Source organism: Arsukibacterium sp., from assembly GCF_033722355.1.
Taxonomy (GTDB): Bacteria; Pseudomonadota; Gammaproteobacteria; order Enterobacterales; family Alteromonadaceae; genus Alishewanella.
Genome location: NZ_JAWVZF010000021.1, coordinates 20,823 through 28,648, shown reverse-complemented (window position 1 = coordinate 28,648; position 7,826 = coordinate 20,823). Strand labels below are relative to the sequence as shown.

Annotated in this window: 7 protein-coding genes and 1 pseudogene; 2 read left to right on the top strand and 6 right to left on the bottom strand. The window is 49.4% G+C overall.

The features are described 5' to 3' along the window. The 6 genes and pseudogenes from R3177_RS04185 to R3177_RS04160 all read right to left on the bottom strand — a co-directional run. Nucleotides 1–181 (bottom strand): annotated as a pseudogene (locus R3177_RS04185) (RNA polymerase subunit sigma); the annotation flags it as partial. Nucleotides 182–226: 45 nt separating this feature from the next. After that, nucleotides 227–862 (bottom strand): DoxX family protein, encoded by a 636-nt coding sequence (locus tag R3177_RS04180; protein WP_318969782.1) that lies wholly within the window; start codon nt 860–862, stop codon nt 227–229. An 85-nt stretch (nt 863–947) separates the two neighbouring features. Then, nucleotides 948–1,733 carry a DUF2063 domain-containing protein gene (locus tag R3177_RS04175; RefSeq protein ID WP_318969781.1) on the bottom strand — a complete coding sequence of 262 codons (786 nt, stop codon included), beginning with the start codon at nt 1,731–1,733 and terminating at the stop codon, nt 948–950. Beyond that, the gene (locus R3177_RS04170) at nt 1,730–2,584 is read right to left on the bottom strand and encodes a DUF692 domain-containing protein (RefSeq protein ID WP_318969780.1); all 855 of its coding nucleotides are present in this window, start codon (nt 2,582–2,584) and stop codon (nt 1,730–1,732) included. The genes R3177_RS04175 and R3177_RS04170 overlap by 4 nt, the downstream gene beginning before the upstream one ends. A 3-nt stretch (nt 2,585–2,587) precedes the next feature. Then, nucleotides 2,588–2,986 (bottom strand): hypothetical protein, encoded by a 399-nt coding sequence (locus R3177_RS04165; RefSeq protein ID WP_318969779.1) that lies wholly within the window; start codon nt 2,984–2,986, stop codon nt 2,588–2,590. A gap of 78 nt (nt 2,987–3,064) precedes the next feature. After that, nucleotides 3,065–3,340 carry a hypothetical protein gene (locus R3177_RS04160; protein ID WP_318969778.1) on the bottom strand — a complete coding sequence of 92 codons (276 nt, stop codon included), beginning with the start codon at nt 3,338–3,340 and terminating at the stop codon, nt 3,065–3,067. Between the two features lie 161 nt (nt 3,341–3,501). Here R3177_RS04160 and R3177_RS04155 point away from each other — a divergent pair, with 161 nt between their 5' ends. Both R3177_RS04155 and R3177_RS04150 read left to right on the top strand, forming a co-directional pair. Then, nucleotides 3,502–5,892, top strand: a complete 2,391-nt coding sequence (locus tag R3177_RS04155) for an ATP-binding protein (RefSeq protein WP_318969777.1) — start codon at nt 3,502–3,504, stop codon at nt 5,890–5,892. Beyond that, nucleotides 5,885–7,798, top strand: coding sequence for a TIGR00341 family protein (locus R3177_RS04150; protein ID WP_318969776.1), 1,914 nt, complete (start codon nt 5,885–5,887; stop codon nt 7,796–7,798). The genes R3177_RS04155 and R3177_RS04150 overlap by 8 nt, the downstream gene beginning before the upstream one ends. The last annotated feature ends 28 nt before the right edge of the window (nt 7,799–7,826 follow it).

The following is a 7,826-nucleotide window of genomic DNA, read 5'->3' as shown; positions in this document are numbered from 1 at the left end:
GCCAGTAAGCATAACGATATAAATCAGCGTGGTACAACCGCACCAGCTGTTCGTAGCGCTGACTGTTGTTTTGCATTTTACGTTTAAATAAACTGACCGGCAAACTAAGCAGGCTATGTCGGGATGGTGCCATAATGTCAGGCTTATCTTCGGAAGAAACAGCGCTCAGCCTAATAGACATAGCCTGATCCTGTAAAGCTACCATTCACATGGTATTTTGCTACAGTCATTGCGATGTGCCAGAGATGCGACGCTTAAGCAAGCGATTAACCCAGTAATCGATACTGACAAAACGACCGCCGCCAGTAAAGAACAGGCTAAGCAGCATCGCGAAATACATGGCAGCAAACTCAATACCATTGTTCAGGATAACCAGTTTGCCGCTCGAAGTCAGCCAGTCGTAATTACCGTGCTGGCGCAATATACTGCGGGCTGCTTCTATTTTTTCACCACTTGCCATGACCCGCTCGTTATGCAAAATAGTGCCATCGGCCAGCCAGCTGCTGGTGTCAGCAATGGCCGGCCAGCCATAAGGCAGGTGCACCGTGAAAATAGCCACCAGCATGGTGACCATCAGCGGTATGGCAACCAGCCGGGTAAAGCAGCCAAGCAACAGCAATACTCCACCAACCAGTTCGGCGGCAATAGTCAGCGTGACCAGCAGGGCCGGCAGCGGCAAACCCAGGCCCCAGTCACTATTACCAAACCAGGCAACCGTGTCATCAAAACTGCTAAACTTATTCCAGCCGGCCTGAATAAGTACCGGTGCGACAATAAGTCTCAGTAATAGCGGCGCCAGACCGCTAATCAGGCTAAGCTTGGAAATCGTGTGTTGATAACTTAGATATAGCGTTTTAAACATAAAATTAGCCGGTATTGTTGGCAAGGAACATAATTAACCAGACCGGCAGAGTCGCAAAACGATTTCAACCCGCCGTCATTGATAATTAATTCTTTTCAATAAACCGGCAAATGGCACCCTTGCTGGCCAAGTCCTGAATCAGCGGCCGGGCGCCTTGTTGCAATTGTTGGGTGGTCAGGCCGGGTAGTTGCGGGCTGATTACCTGAATTAACTCATTAAAACTAAGACCGGGTTGCTCTGCCAAACTGTTAAGTAGCAACAGTGTTGCCTGATTCAGCTGGACAAATTTTACGACATCATCAGCATTGCGATAAAGCAGAAAAAAAACGGGTTGGTCTGGTTCGGCAGGCTGAAAATCAATGCAAATCTGCTGCACCGGAAACTGATAAGCACAGAGCATTGCAAGCTCAGACAACTGTAAAGGGGTATGATTAAGCGCATCACCAGCCAGCTCTGCGCCGGTCAAAGCCGGTAATTGCTGCTCACTTGTCAGCGTCGCAATGTAAAGCTCAGCCCATTCATAATGAGCCAGCTCGGCCAGAAAAGGCGGGTCAGCGGCTGTTAGCTGGTAATGCTGTAAGAAGGTAACAAACTGCTCTGCAATATGTAAAAAATAAGGGCTTTGACAGCGATAGTTACTGAAAAACTGCTGAGCCAGAGCATTCCAGTTAGTGTCGTTATACAAGGTTTTTAACACTGGGAAGGCGGTATCGAGAAAGCCTTTCACATTATTAAAAAACAGCTCCTGATAAACAGCCAGCCGACGTGGCTCAATACCCTCGGGGGCTTCAGCAGTCGCAGGACTGCGGATATGCGCGGCAAACTGCAGCTGGATCTGTTTGAAGTCAGGTTCAACCGGCTTAGTCGTCATACGGCCAGCTTCTGCCGAGCCATGTTATCAGCGGCCTGTTGTTGTAATGACCTGATGCGGGCCAGCTCATGGTGCAGACTACTTAATGCCGGAATATTAAAATCACGCTCATATAAGGTCGGCTTTACGCCGTGCAGCTGATAAGCCCTTTGCAATAATTGCCATACCGGGTCCGGAATATCGGCACCATGGGTATCTATCAGTAAATCAGCGTCCTGCTGATAATGACCGGCAACATGGTAATATGCCACCCGCTCTGTAGGCAGGGCCCGTAAAAAAGCGTCGGCATCATAACCATGATTGACAGAATTGACATAGATATTATTGACGTCCAGCAATAATTGGCAGTCGGCCTGTTTAAGTACTTCACAGATAAATTCAAGTTCAGTCATCTGCTGGCCGGGCGCTGCATAATAAGACACGTTTTCCAGAATAAGTGGTTGTTCGAGGATGTCCTGGACCACTCGTACCCGCGCTGCAACATGCCTGACGGCTTCTTCGGTAAAAGGAATGGGCATTAAATCGTATAAATGGCCATCGGCCGAACAGTAACTCAGGTGTTCGCTGTACAGCCTGATATTATGGGTTTTAAAGAACGATTTCAGCTGTTTAACAAAATCGATATCCAATGGATCAGGGCTGCCAATCGACAGCGACAAACCATGGCAGGCAAAAGCATGACGCTCGGTCAGAGCCTGAAAGTCTCTGGCCAGCTTACCGCCATAAGGCAACCAGTTTTCCGGCGCAACCTCAAAAAAATCAATATTCTGATTGGTGCTGGCCAGCACCTGTTGCAATATTTCCCGGCGCAGGCCAAGGCCCGCGCCGGATAACGGTAATGGCGCAATCACAGCTTAGGCGGCTCCGCACTTACCTTCGCCGCACTTCATTTCTTTGCTTTTTTCTGCAGCTTTATCTTCCGCTTTAGCTTTGGCTTTATCAGCGCCGCATTTGCCTTCACCGCACTTCATTTCCCGGGCTTTATCTTCAGCCATGGTTTTGGCTTTATCAGCGCCGCATTTGCCTTCACCGCACTTCATTTCTTTGGCTTTATCTTTGGCTTTATCTTTCGCTTTATCACCACCGCATTTGCCTTCACCACATTTACCTTCAGTGGCTGCCAGTTGATACGCCATGCTCAGTTCAGCAGCGGCAAAAGGGTTAGTGTCTGCCTGCGCAGCACCAGCGGCAACTGAACCTAATGCCATGGCGCCAAGAGCGAAAGAAAGTTGAGTTTTGTTCAGTGTTTTCATCAGATAGTACCTTTATAGTTGTCAGGGTCAGTTATAAGACCTGGCTCACTATAAAAGTATTTCAAAAAGTTGTTTATTTCAATGAACCCGGTAAAAACGGCAGAAAAAGTCAATTATGCTGTCCGGGTCAAGCTTGCTGAACCGCACTTTACGATTAGCAATAATAACTTCACCTAGCGCCCGTAACGTATGGTCAAGTGGCGCTCCTGCCGGGCGCTTGGCACCATGGTCAGCGAATAGGAAATTCAGGGCCGTCGTTGCGTAAGATTTACCGGGCTCCAGTTGCACTAATTCCAGTTCCTGTAAACGAACGCCAAGATTGCGAATTTTCCGCAGACAATTTTGCTCGTTCATATTCACTCCGACATAGTTTGCATGTGTCATTGAGCTTATATCGGCGCCTTTAGCCCGATCTTTAATCTGTGTTATAAAAAATAGCCCGCACAGCGTGGCCGCTTTTTGGTAGTATGTCGGCAAATGTGATTGCGTAACTTTTGCTTTAACTAAGGGATGATATGACCGACAGCCGTTTGCCTGCAGCACTGGAACCTGCCCAGCTTGGTCCGTTATTAGATGACTCTCAGATTGAACAGGCGCTGACCACGGCAGAGCTTATCCCCGGATTTATTGGCCAGGACCGGGCTAAATCAGCGCTGGCATTTGCCATTGGTATGGATATGCCAGGTTACAATTTGTACGTCATGGGCGAGCCGGCACTGGGGCGTTTTACGCTGGTACAGGACATTTTACAGCATGCGGCTGCCGAGAAAGCAACACCAAATGAGTGGTGTTACCTGAACAATTTTGACGATGAGCGGGTGCCCAATACACTGCGTTTGCTGCCGGGCGATGGTCGGATCCTGGTCAAGAAGTTAGAGGCATTAATTGATGAGCTGCTGGATACCTTTCCGGCAGCGTTTGACAATCCGGGTTATCAGCGCAAGAAAAAAGCGATTGCCCGTCAGTTTGATGATCGCTATGAGCAGGCAATAGAACGGGTAGAGAAAACGGCGCTTGAAAAGCAAGTTGTGCTGTATGAAGACAATGGTGCAGTGAGTTTTTCACCTATTATCGACGGTAAACCTCTGGATGACAGTGAGTTCAGCAAACTGACAGACGAGCAGCGCCAGTATTTTTACTCGTTGGTATCAGAGCTGGAAACAGTACTAAACGATGCCTTGCTGGAGTTACCGCGCTGGAAGCGTGAATTGTCGGAAAACCTGCGAACCCTGCGCAAAGAAACAATAGAACAAGCCATTAAGCCGATGCTAAAACAGATGGAGCACGATTACAGTACTGAGCTGGGGGTGCTGAAATATCTGAAGGAAATGCGGCCACATCTGGTAAAAGCAGTGCTGGAGCTACTGCCAGATGAATCTGACGCTGATAAGCAGGAAGAGATTGACAGCCGCGAGATTTTTGTCGAAGAGTTTGTGCCCAATGTGCTTGTGCATCACGAAACCATGTCAGGGGCCCCGATTATCTTTGAACCAAACCCAAGCTATGGCAATTTATTTGGTCGGGTTGAATATAATTCATCCAGTGGTGCACTTTACACTAACTATCGGATGATCCGCCCCGGAGCGCTGCATAAGGCCAATGGCGGCTATTTGATTCTTGATGCCGACAGACTGCTGTCCCAAGCCTCAGTGTGGGATGCGCTGAAACTGGCATTAAAGAGTGGCGAAGTAGTGATAGACACATTAAGCGAACATGCGGTGACTAACTCAACCATTATCACACCGCGGGCAATACCACTTAATGTAAAAGTGGTATTGCTCGGTTCGCGTGATCTTTATTATCTGGTGCAGGAAGTCGACGAAGAATTCAACGAACTGTTCCGGGTGCTGGCCGATTTTGAACATTATCTGCCGTACAACGAACAAACCCTCAGTTATATGTCGCGCCAGATCCAGTTGCAAATGCAGCAGCTGAATATTAATCAGCTGACAAAGTGTGGCCTGCGCCAGCTATTGCAGTTCAGTTTTCGCCAGGCAGAGCATCAGCGTAAGTTGTCGGCCCGTTTTGCCGATGTGCTGGAACTGGTGCGGGAAGCCTGTTACTACGCTGCGCAGGCAGAAAGTGATATTTTAACTGAAAACCATGTCCAGCAGGCGCTGCAGGGCAAGCAACACCGCACCGGCCGGATCAGTGAAGGCTTTCTGGAAGATATTCAGGAAGGACAGATATTAATTGATACTGAAGGCCTGGCGGTCGGCAAGATTAACGGTCTGACGGTACTGGAAATTGGCGATACCGCTTTTGGAACACCGGCGCGGGTCAGTGCAACAGTATTTGCCGGTTCCAGTGGGGTAATTGATATTGAACGCGAAGTGGAGCTCGGTAAGGCAATTCACTCCAAAGGAGTATTACTGCTCACCGGTTATCTGGGGGCGAAATATGCCCGGCAGTTTCCGTTAACGCTTTGTGCCAATATTGCGATGGAACAATCTTATGGCCATATTGATGGTGACAGTGCGTCACTGGCCGAAGTATGTGCTCTTATTTCAGCCGTTACCGATATTCCGATAAAGCAAAGTTTGGCGGTTACCGGCTCAATTAATCAACATGGCCAGGTTCAGGCTATTGGTGGTGTCAACGAAAAAATTGAGGGCTTTTTCCGGTTGTGTCAGTCAAGGGGGCTAACTGGAGAGCAAGGCGTGATTATTCCGGCCAGCAACCAGCTTAATCTGGTCTTGCGCTCAGAGGTGATTGCTGCCGTGGCGCAACAGAAATTTCATATCTATGTGGTAAAAACGGTGGATGAAGCGCTGTGTCTGTTAACCGGCGAAGAGGCGGGTGAGCTGAACCGGCGTGGCCAGTATCCTAAAAAATCCGTTAATGGCAGGGCGATGCAACGTTTAGCTGAAATTGCTGAGCTGGTAAATGGAAGTCTGGATGAATAATCGTTTGCTTACTACTGAACCTATAGTGTTATTGTACGCTGATCTGGACGCACAGCGGGTACGACAGCATGTGGTTCCGTTACTAAATCATCGTCTGGCAGAGGGCAGCGCTGTCTTTACCGAGCAGGTATTTAACCCGGATCTGCCATTAAACATTAGCCACGGTAGCAGGTTGATCTGTTATTTAAGTGATGAGCACTTACGTGATTTAGTGTTAAAGATTCAGCAACAGCCGTTTACGCTGGCGCTTTTGCCGCATCCGGAAATGAAACATGCCCGCTATGGTTTTGGTATTGCCGGTAAACTGGAAGATGCACTTTCTGATGCGTTGAATAATCCGGCGGTAGAGGCTGATTTACTGCTGTGTAATGAGGTGCCGGTGTTTAACTCGGTGGTGATTGGTGACGCCCTGACACTAACACCGGGTGAAGCGCTGGCAGAACCGCTGGCGCAGCGAATTAAACGCTTTATCCGGCTGGTGAAAGGTATCGGTGATGTCACCTTTAATGCTTTTAAGATTACGACTTTTAAAGAAAAGGTAGTTGATACTGCAGCATTGGGGATAGTGGTGGTCGAACATGGCCGCAGCTCAGTGCTGTCACGCCGGCTGGTGGCCGACTCCAGTGTCAATGATGGTATGTTGCATGCGCTGGTGCTGGCACCGCGCAGTGTATTTGAAATGCTGCGTTTTCTGTTTGCTTCACTTTTTCTGCGGGATTACTGGAATAACCACAGCCCGTCTTTTGTCGGTCATCTGAAAAGCCGCAGCCTCAATATCAGCAGCCCTAAACTGATTAGTTATACTCATGATGGCCTGATAGAAAAAAGTACCAGTTTGCAGTTAAAAGTCGAACCCCGGGTGCTACAGCTGGCACCGGGCCGGCATCTGGCGCTGGAAGAAGCTGAAGCTGAAAGCAAAGAGGCGGTAAGAACCCGGACACTGCCCGCTGGTAAAGCGAAAACAGAGCTGGTGACGTATCCGCTGCCCTGGATCCATCATGCGGCAACGGATGAGTTTAAAGAGCTGTTTATGGCCCTGCGTGAGAGCGCCAAGGCATCGCCTTCTTATTTAACCCTGATGGTATTGGCCACGCTGCTGGCGGTGTTCGGTCTCTTTGCCAATTCTACCCCGGTGATTATCGGGGCAATGATCCTGGCGCCGTTAATGGGGCCGATTATTTCAATGGCACTGGGCACGCTGCGTCAGGATGTTGGTTTAATGCTGGTTAGCAGCCGCAGCATTGCCGTTGGTACCGGCCTTGCTATGGGCTGCGCTATGGTGGCGACCTGGTTTATTCCGCTGACCACTGTTAACAGTGAAATAGCGGCCCGGATCAGCCCAACTTTGCTTGATTTGGGGGTGGCCGTTATCTCTGGTATCGCCGGCGCTTACGCACATGCCAGAGCTGAAGTCGCCAAAAGTCTGGCCGGTGTTGCCATAGCGGTTGCCCTGGTGCCGCCGCTGGCGGTTGCTGGTATTGGTCTTGGCTGGCTCGACTTAACGGTATTCTGGGGCGCTTTTTTACTATTCCTGACCAATCTGGTTGGCATAGTGCTGGCAGCGGTAATTACGTTTATGTTTCTCGGGTATAGTCCGTTTCACCGGGCCAAACGTGGTTTGGCGCTGACTGTCAGTCTGGCTGCGATCTTATGTATTCCGCTGGCAATAGGTTTTGGTCATATGGTGACAGAGCACCAGATAGTGCAGCAACTCGATGGCATTGTGCTGGATGAAGTAAAATTACGTGATGTGGCAGTAAGACCGGGAACACCGCTGAGGATAAGCCTGACCCTGGTGTCAGGTAGTGCCGTGGACAACCAGACTATGGACAGGGTAAAACAGCAGATAGAGCAGAAGCTGCAACAACCGGTTGAGCTGGAAATCGGTGTGAAAGTTATTCGCTGAGAGCATGCTCACAGGTTATCAGCCGGTA

Coding starts and splice junctions, on each gene's coding strand:
- R3177_RS04150 (WP_318969776.1), top strand. CDS start 5,885: ATGAATAATCGTTTGCTTACTACTGAACCTATAGTGTTATTGTACGCT.
- R3177_RS04165 (WP_318969779.1), bottom strand. CDS start 2,986: ATGAAAACACTGAACAAAACTCAACTTTCTTTCGCTCTTGGCGCCATG.
- R3177_RS04175 (WP_318969781.1), bottom strand. CDS start 1,733: ATGACGACTAAGCCGGTTGAACCTGACTTCAAACAGATCCAGCTGCAG.
- R3177_RS04155 (WP_318969777.1), top strand. CDS start 3,502: ATGACCGACAGCCGTTTGCCTGCAGCACTGGAACCTGCCCAGCTTGGT.
- R3177_RS04160 (WP_318969778.1), bottom strand. CDS start 3,340: ATGAACGAGCAAAATTGTCTGCGGAAAATTCGCAATCTTGGCGTTCGT.
- R3177_RS04180 (WP_318969782.1), bottom strand. CDS start 862: ATGTTTAAAACGCTATATCTAAGTTATCAACACACGATTTCCAAGCTT.